The sequence below is a fragment of the Streptomyces sp. NPDC090994 genome (genome assembly GCF_044768905.1).
Lineage (GTDB): Bacteria > Actinomycetota > Actinomycetes > Streptomycetales > Streptomycetaceae > Streptomyces.
Genome location: NZ_JBIVWS010000006.1, coordinates 31853 through 47877, shown reverse-complemented (window position 1 = coordinate 47877; position 16025 = coordinate 31853). Strand labels below are relative to the sequence as shown.

Sequence of the window (16025 nt, the reverse complement as noted above, 5' to 3'; positions counted from 1 at the left end):
CCGCGGCCCGCCCGCCGCACAGTGCCGAGGATCACCTCCGCACGGAGTACCGCCGTGGGACGGTGCGCCGGGGGTCCCGCGCCCACCTGCCCGGGCCCGGCAGGTTTTCCCGGCGGTGCGCGGGGGAGGGAGCAGGCGTGCCCAAGGTGTCCTCGCTGATCGTCCCGTACGCCGCGTATCTGCGCGTGTACGAGCCGTTGGCGGCCTTCCCCGAGCCGGAGCGCGGCCACTGGACGCGTTACGCCCGCCGCACCGACCTGCCCTCCTACCAGGACGAACTGCGCCGCTCCCTGGCCGACCTGCTGCCCACCCCGCCGGTGCCGGTGGCGGTGCACGAGAGCGCCGACGCGTTCGTGCTGGAGTCCGACGGCGTGGTCTGCGTCTGCCCCTGGCGCACCCGGCTGCGCGGCTGGCAGGCCCTGGAGGAACTGCCCGAGGACTTCCCGGAGCCGGTCCTGGACGCCCTGCTCCCCCCGGTCCTGCGCCGCCAGGCGGCCCAGGACTACGACCGCTGGCTGGAGGGCAACCCCGACGCCCGCCCCTGGATCCGCACGGCGACCTGGCAGGTGCCGATCAACTGGTTCGTCCTCGTCGCCGACGAGGAGCGGGAGTACGACAAGGGCGGCGGCGACCCGCACGAGGCGGCGCCGGTGCTGCGCTACCGCACGCCGATGGCGCAGGCCCGGCGCCGGGTGGCCCGGGGGCTGCGGGCCCTGCGGGAGGCCATGGACGAGGGGCCGCTGATCGACGGCCTGATGGACGTGGGGCGCTGGCTGGAGGAGTTCCACCCGCGCTCCGTGGTGGAGCTGGACTACGGGGGCCTGGTGCACGCCGTCCCGGCCGACGCGTTGGCCGACGACCACTCCGCGGCGGACGTGGCCGAGGGCATCGACGCCCTGCGGCACGGGGACGGGGCGGCCGCGGGGGCGGCGTACGGGCGGCTGGTGGAGCGCTGGCGGGCGGTCCGCGACCGGCGGTCGGCGAACTGACGTTTGACGTGACGCCCGTTTTGGGGTTTCGTCACTCACTCCGGGTGATCCCCGGTTCTTCCTGATGTCACCTCGGCGTGGGACGTAATTCCCGATCCGGGCGTATGACTCAAGCGTGACGGACCGCACGTATCCCCGCCCTTGCGTCGCTTGCCCCTCCTCGTGCCAAAATAGGACAAGGAGTCCGGGGAGGGCTCCTTCCGTCCTGCTGTGGTGCACTGTGGGCGGATTCTCGGCAATGCGTGCTTTGGGGGGTCTGATGACTCCTGATCGCCGGTGTGACTGATCGTCACACCGGCGTGACTGTCCGCTATGGCATGGTCCATCGGCATCCGTCGCTGATGAACACCTGGGAGGGCAATTCCATCGGTTTGGCCGACGCGGCTGGACAGATGGTGTAGTTGTAGTGCCGAGGACAAGCCGTTCGTCCTATAACCGACTCGACTCGCGTCCGCCATTTCGGGCAACGCGGGTCAAGGTGCAGAATTTAGAGGAAAGAACCGAGAAGGTTCGGTTCTCCCGAGGAGGCCGCTCATGACCGCTCGCACCCCTGATGCCGAGCCGCTGCTGACCCCCGCCGAGGTCGCCACCATGTTCCGCGTCGACCCGAAGACGGTCACGCGCTGGGCCAAGGCCGGCAAGCTCACGTCGATCCGTACGCTCGGCGGGCACCGCCGTTACCGCGAGGCCGAGGTGCGCGCACTGCTCGCGGGCATCCCGCAGCAGCGCAGCGAGGCCTGAACAACCGCATAAACGGACGAAACGGCTGGTCCCCCAACCGGCCGCGGCGTCCGGAACCAACAGCTCCACACGACGCGGGATCTGCCCCAACAGGCCCCACGCCACCTGCTTCATCGATCGCGCTGGACTCCGCCGGGTCCAGCGCGATCTTTTTTGTGCCTGATGACGGGCGGGGTAGAGGCCACCGGGGGGTTCTGTGAGCGGCCTTGTCGGAGTCTGGGCGGGGCTGTCGGATCGTCTGTGAAGGTCTCCTCAGGTCAGTACAATTGCACATATTAAATTGACCAGTTGTAGGAGAGGTGTAAGCGTCACCGTTTCAAAAATGAGTACGGTGACACCCGTCACATGCCAGGTGGGTTGTTGGCGGTGGCATATGTGCGCTAGAGGAAGGGCTGATTCCCATCGGCCCCCGGGCGCACGGGTGTTGACGCCGGCGGCCGGTCATGCGCCGGGGGCGTGCTCGCCGCCCTCCACGCCTTTCTGACGGCCTGTCGGGGACTGCGGGGCGGAATCCATCGCCAGCCGCAGCAGACGGTGGCAGACCGGGCAGTGGCGGGTCCGATGGCCGTAGGACGACGCGGCCGCCAGGTGCGCCCGGAGCAACGCCCGGGTCTCGTGCCTCACCGATGCCGCCATACGCCACCTCCGGCGGGCCACGCGGGGAAGGCGGCCCTGCTTCCGGGGTACCCAGTGAATGTGACGGCGTCAAGGGCGGGCGCCCGGCCGTGGGCCGAGGAACGCCAAGAGGCCCGCACCAACTGGTGCGGGCCTCTTCATGTGCGGTCCTGACGGGATTTGAACCCGCGGCCTCCACCTTGACAGGGTGGCGAGCACTCCAAACTGCTCCACAGGACCAGGCTTTGCGGCGCCTCACTCGTTCTCGCTCTGCGTTGCGCTGCGAGAAGGACTGTACAGGAGGGTGAGCGTCCTGGTCGAACTCACCCTCCGTCAGCGGTCCGTCACGGTGCCGCCGCGTCGATCGCCTTCACGATCCGCTTGTCGGAGACCGGGTAGGCCGTGCCCAGCGCGTGCGCGAAGTAGCTGACCCGCAGCTCCTCGATCATCCACCGGATCTCCAGCACCGCCTGCGGAACGGGCCGCCCCCGCGGCAACTGCTCCAGCAGCCACGCGTACTCGTCCCGCATCTCGTGGACCTTCTCCATCCGCGCCGTGTCCCGCTGGGCACCCGTCGGCATCTGCTGGAGCCGCCGGTCCGCGGCGATCAGGTACCGCATCAGGTCCGGCAGCCGCCGGATCCCCGCCTCCGTCACGAAGCCGGGCTTCACCAGGGCGTCCAGCTGCCCCCGCACGTCCTGGAGGTTGGCCAGCAGCGCGGGACTGCGTACGGCCTTCAGCCGGCGCTCGGCGGCCTGCCAGGCGGCGAGGACCTGCTGCACCTGCCCGACCGTGCGGACGGTGGTGTCGACGATCTCGGCGCGGACCTTGTCGTACAGCTTCCGGTAGGACTCCTCGTCCCAGGCCGGTCCGCCGAAGTCGGCCATCAGCTTGTCGGCGGCGGCCATCGCGCAGTCGTCGAACAGGGCCTGGATCGAACCGTGCGGGTTCGCCGACAGCGCCAGCTTCTGCTGGTTGGTGAGCTTTTCGGATGCGAACTTCGCGGGGTTGACCGGAATGTTGCGCAGGATCAGCCGGCGCGTGCCCTTCCACATCGCCTGCGCCTGCTCGGCCTCGGTGTCGAAGAGGCGGACGGAGACGGTGTCCCCGTCGTCGACCAGCGCGGGGTACGCCTTCACCGGCTGACCGGCCCGGCGGGTCTCGAAGACGCGGTTGAGCGTGCCGATGGTCCAGTCGGTCAGGCCGGCGCGCTCCAGGGACTCGCCGCCCTGCCGCTCGGCCGTGGCGGCGGCGGCCTGCGAGAGGGCCTTGCGCGCCTTGGGTCGGAGCTGGAGCTTCAGCGCCTCCAGGTCCTTGTCCTCGGCCAGCTTCCGGCGGCGTTCGTCGACGATCCGGAAGGTGATCTTCAAGTGGTCGGGGACCTTGGACCAGTCGAAGTCCTCCGGTTCGAAGGGCACTCCGACCATCCGCTTCAGCTCCCGCGCCATGGTCGTGGTCAGCGGCTCCTGCAACGGCACCGCCCGCTCCAGGAACGTGCGGGCGTAGTCGGGGGCGGGCACGTAGTTGCGGCGGATCGGCTTCGGCAGGGACCGGATCAGCTCGGTCACGACCTGGTCCCTGAGGCCCGGGATCTGCCAGTCGAAGCCCTCGTCGGTGACCTGGTTGAGCACCTGGAGCGGGATGTGCACGGTCACGCCGTCCGCGTCCGCGCCCGGCTCGAACTGGTACGTCACCCGGAACTTCAGCGGCCCCTGCCGCCAGGCGTCCGGATAGTCGTCCTTGGTGACCGCGCCCGCCTTCTCGTTGATGAGCATCTCGCGCTCGAAGTCGAGGAAGTCGGGCTGCTCGCGGTGCTTGCGCTTCCACCAGGAGTCGAAGTGCGCGCCGGACACGACGTGTTCGGGCACCCGCTGGTCGTAGAAGTCGAAGAGGGTCTCGTCGTCGACCAGGATGTCCCGGCGCCGGGCGCGGTGCTCCAGCTCCTCGACCTCGGTCAGCAGCTTGCGGTTGTCGGCGAAGAACTTGTGGTGTGTGCGCCAGTCGCCCTCGACCAGCGCGTTGCGGATGAACAGCTCGCGGCTGACCTCGGGGTCGATCCGGCCGTAGTTCACCTTCCGCTGGGCGACGATCGGTACGCCGTACAGCGTGACCTTCTCGTACGCCATCACGGCCGCCTGGTCCTTCTCCCAGTGCGGCTCGCTGTACGTCCGCTTGAGCAGGTGGCCGGCGAGGGGCTCGACCCACTCGGGCTCGATCCTGGCGTTGACGCGGGCCCACAGGCGGCTGGTCTCCACCAGCTCCGCCGACATCACGAAGCGGGGCGGCTTCTTGAACAGCGCCGACCCCGGGAAGATCGCGAACTTGGCGTTGCGGGCACCGACGTACTCGTTCTTGGCGCCGTCCTTCACGTCCTTCATGCCGACGTGGGAGAGGAGCCCGGCGAGGAGCGACTGGTGGACGCGGTCGCCGGGGGCGTCGTCCTCGTTGAGGTGGATGCCCATCTGCTTGGCGACCGTGCGCAGCTGCGTGTAGATGTCCTGCCACTCGCGGATGCGCAGGAAGTTGAGGAACTCCTGCTTGCACATCCGGCGGAAGGACGACGAACCGCGTTCCCTCTGCTGCTCGCGCAGATAGCGCCAGAGGTTGAGGAAGGCGAGGAAGTCGCTGGTCTCGTCCTTGAAGCGGGCGTGCTGCTGGTCGGCCTGGGCCTGCTTGTCGGACGGGCGTTCGCGCGGGTCCTGGATGGAGAGCGCGGCGGCTATGACCATGACCTCGCGGGCACAGCCGTTCTTGTCGGCCTCCAGCACCATGCGGGCCAGCCGCGGGTCGACGGGGAGCTGCGCCAGCTTGCGGCCGGTGTCGGTGAGCCGCTTGCGCGGGTCCTTCTGTGCCGGGTCGAGGGCGCCCAGTTCCTGGAGGAGCTGCACACCGTCGCGGATGTTGCGGTGGTCCGGCGGGTCGATGAAGGGGAACTTCTCGATGTCGCCGAGGCCCGCCGCGGTCATCTGGAGGATGACGGAGGCGAGGTTGGTACGGAGGATCTCCGCGTCGGTGAACTCCGGCCGGGCGAGGAAGTCGTCCTCGGAGTAGAGGCGAATGCAGATGCCGTCGCTGGTCCGCCCGCAGCGGCCCTTGCGCTGGTTGGCGCTGGCCTGCGAGATCGCCTCGATCGGCAGCCGCTGGACCTTGGTGCGGTGGCTGTAGCGGGAGATGCGGGCGAAGCCGGGGTCGATGACGTACTTGATGCCGGGGACGGTCAGCGACGTCTCGGCGACGTTGGTGGCCAGCACGATGCGGCGGCCGGTGTGCGGCTGGAAGACGCGGTGCTGCTCGGCGTGCGAGAGGCGGGCGTAGAGGGGGAGTACCTCGGTGAACCGGTACTTCTTCTTTTCCAGGGCGTCGGCCGTGTCCCGGATCTCCCGCTCCCCGGAGAGGAAGACGAGGATGTCGCCCTTCCCCTCGCCCATCAGCTCCTCGACGGCGTCGGTGATCGCGGTGATCTGGTCCCGGTCGGCGTCCTCGGAGTCCTCCTCCAGGAGCGGCCGGTAACGCACCTCCACCGGATACGTCCGCCCGCTGACCTCGATGATCGGGGCGTCGCCGAAGTGCCGGGAGAAGCGCTCGGGGTCGATGGTCGCCGAGGTGATGACGACCTTGAGGTCGGGGCGCTTCGGCAGCAGCTGGGCCAGGTAGCCGAGCAGGAAGTCGATGTTCAGGGACCGCTCGTGGGCCTCGTCGATGATGATCGTGTCGTAGGCGCGCAGCTCGCGGTCGGTCTGGATCTCGGCGAGCAGGATGCCGTCCGTCATCAGCTTCACGAAGGTGGCGTCCGGGTTCACCTGGTCGGTGAAGCGGACCTTCCAGCCGACGGCCTCGCCGAGCGGCGTGTCCAGCTCGTCGGCGACCCGCTCGGCGACCGTGCGGGCGGCGATCCGGCGGGGCTGGGTGTGCCCGATCATGCCCTTGACCCCGCGCCCGAGGTCGAGGCAGATCTTCGGGATCTGGGTGGTCTTTCCGGACCCGGTCTCACCGGCGACGATGACGACCTGGTGGTCCCGGATGGCGTCCGCGATCGCGTCCCGTTTCTGGCTGACGGGCAGCTGCTCGGGATAGGTGACGGCGGGCATGCGGGAACGGCGCGTGGCGATGCGTTCCTCGGCCCGGTCGACCTCCGCCTCGATCTCGGCGAGGACGGCGGCGCGGGCCTCCGGCTTGCGGATCTTCCGTGCGCCTTCGAGCCTGCGGCCGAGCCGGTGCGCGTCGCGCAGCGACAGCTCGGTCAGACGGGGGGCGAGGTCGCCGAGGGCGGGGGCAGGGTGCGTAGACATACGGGATCCAGGATCTCATCCCGGCGAAAAGAGTGGCGAACGCTTTTCCCGCCTCACCGTTCCGGGGCCAGCAGCGCGGTGATTTCCGCCGCCGACCAGCGGCCTTCCGCGCCGGGGCAGGCGGCGACGTACTCGGCGACCGCCGGGAGGTCCCACGCCCCGGCGGAGAGCAGGCCGGAGGCGAGGAACCGTACGTAGGGGAGGGAGGGCGCGAGCCAGGGGACGTCGTGCATGCCCCACGGGGCGGTGAAGGTGAGGGCGGGCAGGCCGTCGATCTGGCCGGCGCAGACCAGCGTCTCGTACCGCCCGTCCCCGAGCACGGCCCGCCCCCGGGTCAGTACGCCGGTCAGGTCCAGGTCGCCGTCCGCGCCGGGCTCCCGGTACATCTCCTGGGCGGCGATGTCGGAGAACTGCTCCACCGTCACGAGATGGGCCCGCGCCAGGACCCGGCCGTCCGCGCCGGGGTCGTAGAAGGCCCGGCCGCCCTGCCAGACGGGGGAGCGGGTGGCGAAGTACATCGCCCCGTTGAGTTCGACGGGGAGGGAGCGGGCGGGAGGCGCGGGGTCGCGGCAGCCCGGGTAGGTCCGGCCGGCGCCGGGCGGGCGCCCGCCCCGGAGGTAGGCGGAGAGCCGGCCGAGGTGGGTGTTGGACCCGTACGACGTGTACCAGACCAGCTCGGGGCGCCGGTCGCGCGGCAGGGCCGGGTCGATGCTCCGCAGGGCTTTCGTCATGCCGGGTCCCTACCCGGGGCGGGCCGGCCGGCCCCGCGTCAGGCCGCCTGCATGCCGCCGTCCACCGGGAGGACCGTGCCGGTGACGTAGGAGGCGCGGTCGCTGAGCAGCCAGGCGGCGGCCTGGGCGACCTCGTCGGGGGCGGCCGCGCGGCCCAGCGGGGTGCGGGCGTTGAGGTGGCCGATGACGCCGGGGCTGCGCTCGTCCCACTCCCGCATCATCTCGGTCAGCGTGGTGCCGGGGGCGATGGCGTTGACGCGGATGCCCTCCGGGCCGTACGTGACGGCGGCGGACTCGGTGAGGCTGTTGACCGCCCGCTTCATCGCGCCGTAGGAGGGCAGCGCGGGGTTGCCGCGCAGGCTGCCGACGGAGGAGGTGTTGACGATGGCGCCGCTGCCGGCGGTGGCCCGGACGGCGGCGACCTGGGCGGCCATGGCGAGCCAGACGCCCTTGAGGTTGACGGCGTAGACTTGGTCGAAGTCGGCCTCGGTGGTCTGGTCCAGCGGGCCGGGCGGCACGCCGGTCGCGCCGTTGTTGAAGGCCACGTCGAGCCGGCCGTACAGGTCCACGGCACGGTCGACGGCGGCCCGTACGGAGGCCGGGTCGGCCAGGTCGCACACCGCGTACCCGGCGGTGCCGCCGGCCGTCCGTATCTCCTCGGTCACCTCCTTGAGCTGCCGCTCTGTGCGGGCCGCGAGCAGGACGCGGGCGCCCTCCCGGGCGAACAGCCGCGCCGCGGCGGCCCCGATGCCGCGTCCGGCACCGCTGACGAAGGCGACCTTGCCGGCCAGCAGGCCCCGGTCGCCGGTGATCACATGGCTGGGTGAGTTGTCCATGAGGACGAGCCTGCGCGGGCCGGCGGAGCCCAGCCAGGCACCGGCGGTACCTGGCTGGGCCGCCCGCACCCGCGCACACTGACCGCATGGACCGACGAGAGCTGGCCGACTTCCTGCGCGGCCGACGCGAGCGGATCACCCCCGCCGACGTGGGGCTGCCCGCCGGGCCGCGTCGCCGCACCCCGGGGCTGCGCCGCGAGGAGGTGGCGCAGCTGGCGTACATCTCGACCGAGTACTACACCCGGCTGGAACAGGCCCGCGGTCCGCGCCCGTCGCACGAGGTGCTGGCCGGTCTGGCCCGGGCCCTGCGGCTGTCGGACGCCGAGCGCGAGCACCTGCACCACCTCGCCGGCGCCCCGCCCGGCCCTCCGCCCGGACCCTCGCGCGAGGTGCCGCTGAGCATCCTCGACCTCATCCGGCGGCTGCCGCGGACGGCGGCGCTGGTGCTGTCCGCGACCTACGAGGTGATCGCCTGGAACGACCTGGCGGCCGCCCTCCTGGAGGACTTCTCGGCCGTGCCCCGGCAGCAGCGCAACCTCGTCCGCCGGGCCTTCCTCGGTCCCCCGGCGACGGGCCGGGAGCGCTACGGCCTGGCCGATCCGGAGGCGTTCTCCCACGCCGCCGCCCGCCGGCTGCGCGCCGTGGCCGCCCGCTACCCGGACGATCCCGAGGTGGCCGCGCTGGTGGACGACCTGGTCTCCGGCAGCCCGGAGTTCGCCCGTCTCTGGGCCGACCACGACGTACGTGCCGTGCCCACCCTGCGCAAGATCATCAACCATCCGATGGTCGGCCCCGTCTCCGTCAACTGCGACGTCCTCGACATCACCGACCGGGACCAGCACCTCGTCCTCTACACGGCCGAGCCCGGCTCCTCGGCGGAGGAGGCGCTGCGGCTGCTGTCGGTGATCGGAACCCAGCGGATGGATGTGCCGCACTGAGCGCGGCCGACCCCGTTCGCCAGGTTTCGCCACCCCCCGCACGGCGCTGACCAGCCGGTTTCAGATGATCTACGCGAGAATGCGCGCGCGCCACCCTCCACCGCCATCGTTCGCCACGTGGTCCGCCACCCGTAGTGATCATGGAATTGGCGCGGGATCTTGATGCTCCTGGTGACTTGCGGTTTCCTCGTCGTGGAGCCGAGGAGCCGCGAGGCTCCCGCCCGACGCGTGGGACCTGGCTCCGGGCGACCTCCCGGAGCCAGGCGCACACGCGGGATCACAGGCGGGTCCGGCCGAGTAGACAGCGGCCGGGCTCGCTTGCCGCCCAACCGTCCGTCCGGACTGCCCCCGGTGCGTCACACAAAGCGCTCGACGCACCCCGCGATGGCAGTGACCGCCGTGAGGATCAGCGCAGCGAACTGCACCCAGTCCGGTAACTGGCTCGCCCTGCGGCGCCGTCCTCGTCGTGTCGATCTCTGCATCCGGCCCGACCTCCCATCTCTCAACGACCCCAACCGGGTGGGGACCCGCCCGGTGCCGGGCGGGCGCACGGGAGAGAGATGCGCCGGACCTCTCGCAAGGTAACCGGTAGCGCAGTGGCGCAAGCTCGGGTTCGAGGGTGGCGAATGCTGGCGAACGGGGGAGACGTCGCCGCCTGTCAGTGGCGCAGGCCGGGGTTCGGGGGTGGCGAAGCCTGGCGAACCGGAAGACGCGACCGCCGCCCCGGCCCGCCGCGGGCTGCGGTCCGGTTCCGGCGGGAGGCTCCGGCCCGACGCCGTCGCATGCGCCGTGCGGAGACCGTCGGTCCAGGTCTGATCCCGGCGCTTGCTGTGCCGGCACCTTCACCGGGCCGGAGCAGCCTGCAACGATGTCTGATCGAAGCTCTCCTCAGCACCCCTGTTCTCCTCCGGCTGGTAGCGCCCGAGCGTACTGACTGGTCAGAGCTCAGTGACGATCTCCACGAGAGCGGAGCACAGCAGAGGCGTGAAAGAGCCCCTCTCCCGTAGTGCGAGGAGAGGGGCTCATGCCCTGGTCAGGGCTGCGGTGGCTGGGGCCGGGGTCGAACCGGCGACCTTCCGCTTTTCAGGCGGACGCTCGTACCAACTGAGCTACCCAGCCACGAGGTTTCACGTGAAACATCCACATGTACCTCGGCGGTCCTGACGGGATTTGAACCCGCGGCCTCCACCTTGACAGGGTGGCGAGCACTCCAAACTGCTCCACAGGACCAAGCGTGTGTACGACAGTGTCGCACACGATCTTGCGTGCCCCCAACGGGATTCGAACCCGTGCTACCGCCTTGAAAGGGCGGCGTCCTAGGCCGCTAGACGATGAGGGCTATCGGCCCGCCTGGGCGCTTCTCAGCGCGTCGGGGACGTGAGAAGCATATGGGATGGCGGGAGGTATCGCCAAAACGGTTTACGGGGAGGGGGGCGCGCCCGTGGGTGGGTGCGTGGGTGAGCCGGTGGGGGAGGGGGAGGCGCCCGGCTGGTTCTCCTTCGGGAGGTGGCGGCTGACCTCGGCCGTGGTGAGGCCCAGCCCGCCGAGCTCGATCTCGTCCCACGCCTGGAGGCGGCGGCTGTCCCGGTCGAAGTAGAGGATCGACGCCTGGATCGGGTCGGGGTGCTCGCCCTCGACCGCGCGCAGGCCGCTGCCGCCGGTCGAGCCCTCGATCCGCAGCCGGGTGCCGTACTTCATGACCTCCATCTCCTCGTGGTGCACGTGCCCCGCCAGGACCAGCGGCACCTCGCCGTCCACCTCGCGGGCGGCGGACGGTTCGTGGGCGACGGCGATGTCCACCGGGGTGCCCGCCGCGCTCTGGTCGCGCAGGGCCGAGGCCAGCCGGGCGCCGGCCAGTTCCTGGGACGCCTGGGCGCCGGGGCGCGTCGAGCGGTCCGGGGTGAACTGGGGGTCGCCGATGCCCGCGAAGCGCAGCCCGGCCACGGTGCGGGCCCGGCCGTCGTCCAGGACGTGGACGTTCTCCAGGCCCTCCAGATAGCGCTGGGTCTCCATCGAGTCGTGGTTGCCGCGGACCCAGACGTAGGGGGCGCCGAGGTCCTCGATCGGGTCCAGGAAGCCGTTCTCCGCGGCCGTGCCGTGGTCCATCGTGTCGCCCGAGTCGACGATCACGTTCACCTGGTACTGCTCCACCAGCGAGGCGATGATCTTCCAGCTCGCCGGGTTGAGGTGGATGTCCGACACGTGCAGCACGCGGAGCGTGGTCGGGTCCGGCCGGTAGGCGGGGAGCGTGGAGGTGACGTCGTAGAGCTTGGTCACGTTCGTCACCAGGCGGGCCAGTTCCTTCTGGTAGACGTCGAACTCGGTGACGATCGAGCGGGCGTCGCCGACGAGGGACGGCGCGGAGGAGAGCAGGCCGGAGAACTTCGGTTCCAGGACCGAGTCCGGTTTCCAGGTCGCGTACGCCGTTCCGCCGGAGGCCAGCAGCAGGGCGAGGGCCAGGCCGCCGGCGGTCAGGGCGCGGCGGGGACGGCGGTAGACGGCGAGGCCGAGCGCCGTGGCGCCCGTGACGACGGCGACGCCGGAGCGTACGGCCAGGTCGAGGGTGCCGTGCGCGACGTCGTCGGCCACCTCGTCCTGGAGGCCGGAGAGGCGTTCGGGGTGGTCGACCAGGGCCTGGGCGCGCTCCGGGTCGAGCTGGTCGACGTTGACGTCCAGGCGGACGGGGGCGATGTGGCTGTCGAGTTCCAGGGCGCCCAGCGGAGAGACGTTGATCTTCGTGCCGCCGGTGAGGGAGGGGCGCAGGGTCATCGTCGTGTTCATGGGGCCGACGGGGGTGCGGACGTCGCCGACGACCAGCAGACCGAGCCAGGCGCCGAGCAGCACGACCGCGACCAGGCCCAGGGCGCGGGTCCAGGGACGCGGGCGGGGCGTCAGCCCGGTGGCGGTGGTTCTCGGGCGGGCGGGGGCGCGGTGGACGGCGTGCAGGACAGCGGCGGGGACGCGGGCCATTGGTCGCGTATGCCCACGTCCCCCGGGGGATATGCGAGCACCGTGCGGCTCCCGCGCGGCTGTGTCGTACGCGACAGCCGTACCGGACAATGGGGCTGTGCTGGAGATGACGCGCGAGGAGTTCGAGGAACTGGTCGCCGAGGCGCTGGACCGGATCCCGCCGGAGCTGACGCGGCTGATGGACAACGTCGCGGTGTTCGTGGAGGACGAGCCGCCGGCGGACGATCCCGAGCTGCTCGGGCTCTACGAGGGGACGCCGCTGACCGAGCGGGGGGAGTGGTACGCGGGGGTGCTGCCGGACCGGATCACGATCTACCGGGGGCCGACGCTGCGGATGTGCGAGACGCGGGAGGACGTGGTCGCGGAGACCGAGGTGACCGTCGTGCACGAGATCGCACACCACTTCGGCATCGACGACGCGCGGCTGCACGCGCTGGGGTACGGGTGACGGTTCCCCGGCGGCTGCGGGTGACGGTCCCCTGGTGGATGCGGGTGCGGGTGGTGGTCCCCCGGCGGATGCGGTGACGGTCCCGGACGGGTACGGGCGTACGGGGGGGGCGGGCGGGCGGATGTTCGGGTGTGTCGTCCGGGCCGGGCGCGCGGGGCGCGTGTCTTCTTGCGCGCGGCGGGAGTTGGGCACGGAGACCCCCTGACACCCCGGAGGTGGCTGCCCGTGCGCCCCTTGTACGTACCCGTCCGTCTGGCGGCCACGGCCGTGGCCGTCGCCGCCGCCGCAGGCTGCATGAGCGTGGGCGGGGACGAGCCGGACGGGAGCGGCAGGCCCTCGCGCTCCGTGGGAGAACGGGGCGCCGAGGCTCCCGACGGCGGCTCGCGGGCGCCGGGCGGTGGCGCCGGCGCCGGTGCCGCGGCGGGCGACGACCGGCCCGGCCACGGCAAGGAGAAGGGCAAGGGCGGGAAGAAGGACGGCAAGAAGGACGGGAAGGGCAAGGGCGAGAAGGGCGAGGGCGCCTCCGCCGAGCCGCGGGAGCCGGCCGACGGGTCCGCCCCGGCGCGCGACGAGCAGGACGGGCCGACGCCGCCCCGGCCCGCCGACCCGGAGCCCACCCGCAGCGCCGAGCCCGATCCGACGCCGCCCGGCGAACCGCCCGCCTCCCCGACGCCGGAACCGACGGTGGCCGAGCCGTCGTCGTCGGCACACGAGCCGCCGGGGCCCCAGCTGGAGCAGCGGGAACCGGCGCCCCAGGCCGGGGCACCGGCCTGACCGGGTGCGAGGGCCGGTGCGAAGGTGCTGGTCAGGGCAGTGTGCGGGGGTCGGTTTGCCTTCAGGGGGGTGGGGTGCGTATGGTGGTAGATCGTTTGATCCCATTTGCCCGGCGCCAACGCAGAGCGCGCCGTGTGGCGCGTACTCTCTCCCTTGCCGTGGTGGACCGCATTGAGGCGGTCGTATTGCGAATCGCGAATCACGGAGTTGACGGGCGCGTGCCGACGAGACTCCGGAAGGTTTCGCATTCGCATGTCCATCACCAGTACTGATCACGTCGTCGTGCCCGAGAACACCGAAGGCACCGAGGACACCCACCCCGCCGTGGAGACCGCTGAGACCGTCGAGGTCACGGAGGCCCCTGAGGCTGAGGCCGCCGAGGCCCCCGAGGCCCCCGAGTCCTCGGAGCCCACCCAGCCCGCCGGGCCCACCTTCGCGGACCTCGGTCTGCCCGAGGGCGTCGTGCGCAAGCTCGCGCAGAACGGCGTGACCAGCCCCTTCCCGATCCAGGCCGCGACCATCCCGGACGCCCTGGCCGGCAAGGACATCCTCGGCCGCGGCCGCACCGGCTCCGGCAAGACCCTCTCCTTCGGTCTGCCGACCCTGGCCACGCTGGCCGGCGGCCGCACCGAGAAGCACAAGCCGCGGGCCGTCATCCTGACGCCCACCCGTGAGCTGGCCATGCAGGTCGCCGACGCGCTCCAGCCGTACGGCGACGTCCTCGGCCTGAAGATGAAGGTCGTCTGCGGCGGCACCTCCATGGGCAACCAGATCTACGCCTTGGAGCGCGGCGTCGACGTCCTCGTCGCCACCCCGGGCCGCCTGCGGGACATCATCAACCGCGGCGCCTGCTCCCTGGAGAACGTCCAGATCACCGTCCTCGACGAGGCCGACCAGATGTCCGACCTGGGCTTCCTGCCCGAGGTCACCGAGCTGCTCGACCAGGTCCCGGCCGGCGGTCAGCGGATGCTCTTCTCCGCCACCATGGAGAACGAGATCAAGACCCTGGTCGACCGGTACCTGAAGAACCCGGCGACCCACGAGGTCGACGCGGCGCAGGGCGCGGTGACGACCATGTCGCACCACATCCTGGTCGTGAAGCCCAAGGACAAGGCGCCGGTCACCGCGGCCATCGCCTCCCGCAAGGGCCGCACCATCATCTTCGTCCGCACCCAGCTCGGCGCCGACCGCGTCGCCGAGCAGCTGCGGGACGCCGGTGTGAAGGCCGACGCGCTGCACGGCGGCATGACCCAGGGCGCCCGTACCCGGACGCTGGCCGACTTCAAGGACGGCTACGTCAACGTCCTCGTCGCCACCGACGTCGCCGCGCGCGGCATCCACGTCGACGGCATCGACCTGGTCCTCAACGTGGACCCGGCCGGTGACCACAAGGACTACCTGCACCGGGCCGGCCGTACCGCCCGCGCGGGCCGCACTGGCACGGTCGTCTCCCTCTCCCTGCCGCACCAGCGCCGGCAGATCTTCCGGCTGATGGAGGACGCGGGCGTCGACGCCGGGCGTCACATCATCCAGGGCGGCGCGGCCTTCGACCCCGAGGTCGCCGAGATCACCGGCGCCCGTTCGATGACCGAGGTGCAGGCGGAGTCGGCGGGCAACGCCGCTCAGCAGGCCGAGCGCGAGGTCGCCCAGCTCACCAAGGAGCTGGAGCGGGCGCAGCGGCGCGCGAACGAGCTGCGCGAGGAGGCCGACCGCCTCGTCGCCCGGGTCGCCCGCGAGCGCGGCGAGGACCCCGCGGCGGCGGTCGCCGAGGCGGCGGCCACGGCCGGGACCGGCGAGTCCGCCGAGAACGCCGGGAACGCCGGGATCTCGCTGCCGGAGCAGCCGGTGGCGCGTGACGTCGAGCGGATCGACCGGGCCGAGTCCGGCCCGGCGCCGTACGAGCGGCGTGAGCGGCGCGACGACCGTGGCGGCTTCCGCCGTGACGACCGTGGTGACCGCACCGACCGTCGGGACGACCGTCGGGACGACCGTGGTGGGCGTTCGTTCGAGCGCCGTGACGACCGTGGTGGTTTCCGTCGCGATGACCGTCGTGACGGCGACCGTGGCGGCTTCCGCCGCGACGACCGCAACGACCGCACCGACCGTCGGGACGACCGTCGGGACGACCGTGGTGGGCGTTCGTTCGAGCGCCGTGACGACCGTGGCGGCTTCCGTCGCGATGACCGTCGTGACGGCGACCGTGGCGGCTTCCGCCGCGACGACCGTGGTGACCGCACCGACCGCCGTGACGACCGTCGGGACGACCGTGGTGGGCGTTCGTTCGAGCGCCGTGACGACCGTGGCGGCTTCCGCCGTGACGACCGTCGCGACGACCGCACCGACCGCCGTGACGGCGACCGCGGCGGACGTTCCTTCGACCGTCGTGACGGCGACCGTGGCGGCTTCCGCCGCGACGACCGTGGCGGCCACCGCGGCAGCGACCGTCCGTTCAACCGTGACCGCCAGGGCGACCGCCCCGGCTTCCGCTCGGGCGGCAACGACCGTCCCTTCGGCCGCCGTGACGACCACCGGGGTTCGTCCTTCGGCCGCCGTGACGACAAGCCGCGCTGGAAGCGCAACGGCTGACGCACACCCGCACTGAGCGCCGTGGCCCCCACCGACACCGGTGGGGGCCACGGCGTTTTCGTACGCCCTTGTGGCGCATGTCACCCTCGCCGGTTGGGAATCGCTGGG

At 71.7% G+C, this 16025-nt stretch carries 11 protein-coding genes and 4 tRNA genes; 6 read left to right on the top strand and 9 right to left on the bottom strand.

Going from position 1 to position 16025, the window contains the following annotated elements:
• The first annotated feature begins 137 nt into the window (after positions 1 to 137).
• Together ACIQR3_RS15200 and bldC are read left to right on the top strand one after the other, a co-directional pair.
• Entirely contained in the window at positions 138 to 989 is an 852-nt protein-coding gene (locus ACIQR3_RS15200; protein ID WP_215172344.1) for a hypothetical protein, read from the top strand.
• A gap of 534 nt (positions 990 to 1523) precedes the next feature.
• Positions 1524 to 1730, top strand: coding sequence for a developmental transcriptional regulator BldC (bldC, locus tag ACIQR3_RS15195; protein ID WP_003949541.1), 207 nt, complete (start codon positions 1524 to 1526; stop codon positions 1728 to 1730).
• A 441-nt stretch (positions 1731 to 2171) separates the two neighbouring features.
• On the opposite strand, the gene ACIQR3_RS15190 is transcribed toward bldC, so the two are convergent.
• From ACIQR3_RS15190 to ACIQR3_RS15170, 5 genes are all read right to left on the bottom strand, one after another.
• The gene (locus ACIQR3_RS15190) at positions 2172 to 2366 is read right to left on the bottom strand and encodes a DUF6274 family protein (RefSeq protein WP_251075976.1); all 195 of its coding nucleotides are present in this window, start codon (positions 2364 to 2366) and stop codon (positions 2172 to 2174) included.
• Between the two features lie 144 nt (positions 2367 to 2510).
• Positions 2511 to 2585 (bottom strand) — tRNA-Asp (locus ACIQR3_RS15185).
• A 104-nt stretch (positions 2586 to 2689) separates the two neighbouring features.
• Positions 2690 to 6634, bottom strand: coding sequence for an ATP-dependent RNA helicase HrpA (gene hrpA / locus ACIQR3_RS15180; protein WP_403538518.1), 3945 nt, complete (start codon positions 6632 to 6634; stop codon positions 2690 to 2692).
• Positions 6635 to 6687: 53 nt separating this feature from the next.
• A complete protein-coding gene (locus ACIQR3_RS15175) occupies positions 6688 to 7365 on the bottom strand; it encodes a histone deacetylase (protein ID WP_403538516.1) in 678 nt (225 codons plus the stop codon).
• Between the two features lie 38 nt (positions 7366 to 7403).
• Positions 7404 to 8201: an SDR family NAD(P)-dependent oxidoreductase gene (locus ACIQR3_RS15170; RefSeq protein ID WP_403538514.1), complete on the bottom strand. Its 798-nt coding sequence runs from the start codon at positions 8199 to 8201 to the stop codon at positions 7404 to 7406.
• A gap of 86 nt (positions 8202 to 8287) precedes the next feature.
• Here ACIQR3_RS15170 and ACIQR3_RS15165 point away from each other — a divergent pair, with 86 nt between their 5' ends.
• Complete coding sequence (locus ACIQR3_RS15165; RefSeq protein ID WP_403538512.1) at positions 8288 to 9139, top strand: helix-turn-helix transcriptional regulator; 852 nt, start codon at positions 8288 to 8290, stop codon at positions 9137 to 9139.
• Positions 9140 to 10184: 1045 nt separating this feature from the next.
• Here the strand turns inward: ACIQR3_RS15165 and ACIQR3_RS15160 are convergent.
• From ACIQR3_RS15160 to ACIQR3_RS15145, 4 genes are all read right to left on the bottom strand, one after another.
• Positions 10185 to 10258, bottom strand: a tRNA-Phe gene (locus ACIQR3_RS15160).
• A 36-nt stretch (positions 10259 to 10294) separates the two neighbouring features.
• Positions 10295 to 10369 (bottom strand) — tRNA-Asp (locus ACIQR3_RS15155).
• A gap of 36 nt (positions 10370 to 10405) precedes the next feature.
• A tRNA-Glu gene (locus ACIQR3_RS15150) sits at positions 10406 to 10478 on the bottom strand.
• A gap of 80 nt (positions 10479 to 10558) precedes the next feature.
• A complete protein-coding gene (locus ACIQR3_RS15145) occupies positions 10559 to 12109 on the bottom strand; it encodes a metallophosphoesterase (protein ID WP_403538509.1) in 1551 nt (516 codons plus the stop codon).
• 97 nt (positions 12110 to 12206) lie between these two features.
• On the opposite strand from ACIQR3_RS15145, the gene ACIQR3_RS15140 reads away from it, so the two are divergent.
• From ACIQR3_RS15140 to ACIQR3_RS15130, 3 genes are all read left to right on the top strand, one after another.
• Entirely contained in the window at positions 12207 to 12557 is a 351-nt protein-coding gene (locus ACIQR3_RS15140) for a metallopeptidase family protein (RefSeq protein ID WP_110629035.1), read from the top strand.
• A 225-nt stretch (positions 12558 to 12782) separates the two neighbouring features.
• The gene (locus tag ACIQR3_RS15135) at positions 12783 to 13331 is read left to right on the top strand and encodes a hypothetical protein (protein WP_403538507.1); all 549 of its coding nucleotides are present in this window, start codon (positions 12783 to 12785) and stop codon (positions 13329 to 13331) included.
• Between the two features lie 252 nt (positions 13332 to 13583).
• Entirely contained in the window at positions 13584 to 15917 is a 2334-nt protein-coding gene (locus ACIQR3_RS15130) for a DEAD/DEAH box helicase (RefSeq protein ID WP_403538504.1), read from the top strand.
• Positions 15918 to 16025: the final 108 nt, after the last annotated feature.

Excerpts from the sequence above, each read along its gene's own strand:
- ACIQR3_RS15165 (WP_403538512.1), top strand. The coding sequence starts at position 8,288 with ATGGACCGACGAGAGCTGGCCGACTTCCTGCGCGGCCGACGCGAGCGG.
- ACIQR3_RS15170 (WP_403538514.1), bottom strand. The coding sequence starts at position 8,201 with ATGGACAACTCACCCAGCCATGTGATCACCGGCGACCGGGGCCTGCTG.
- ACIQR3_RS15190 (WP_251075976.1), bottom strand. The coding sequence starts at position 2,366 with ATGGCGGCATCGGTGAGGCACGAGACCCGGGCGTTGCTCCGGGCGCAC.
- ACIQR3_RS15130 (WP_403538504.1), top strand. The coding sequence starts at position 13,584 with ATGTCCATCACCAGTACTGATCACGTCGTCGTGCCCGAGAACACCGAA.
- bldC (WP_003949541.1), top strand. The coding sequence starts at position 1,524 with ATGACCGCTCGCACCCCTGATGCCGAGCCGCTGCTGACCCCCGCCGAG.
- ACIQR3_RS15175 (WP_403538516.1), bottom strand. The coding sequence starts at position 7,365 with ATGACGAAAGCCCTGCGGAGCATCGACCCGGCCCTGCCGCGCGACCGG.
- ACIQR3_RS15145 (WP_403538509.1), bottom strand. The coding sequence starts at position 12,109 with ATGGCCCGCGTCCCCGCCGCTGTCCTGCACGCCGTCCACCGCGCCCCC.
- hrpA (WP_403538518.1), bottom strand. The coding sequence starts at position 6,634 with ATGTCTACGCACCCTGCCCCCGCCCTCGGCGACCTCGCCCCCCGTCTG.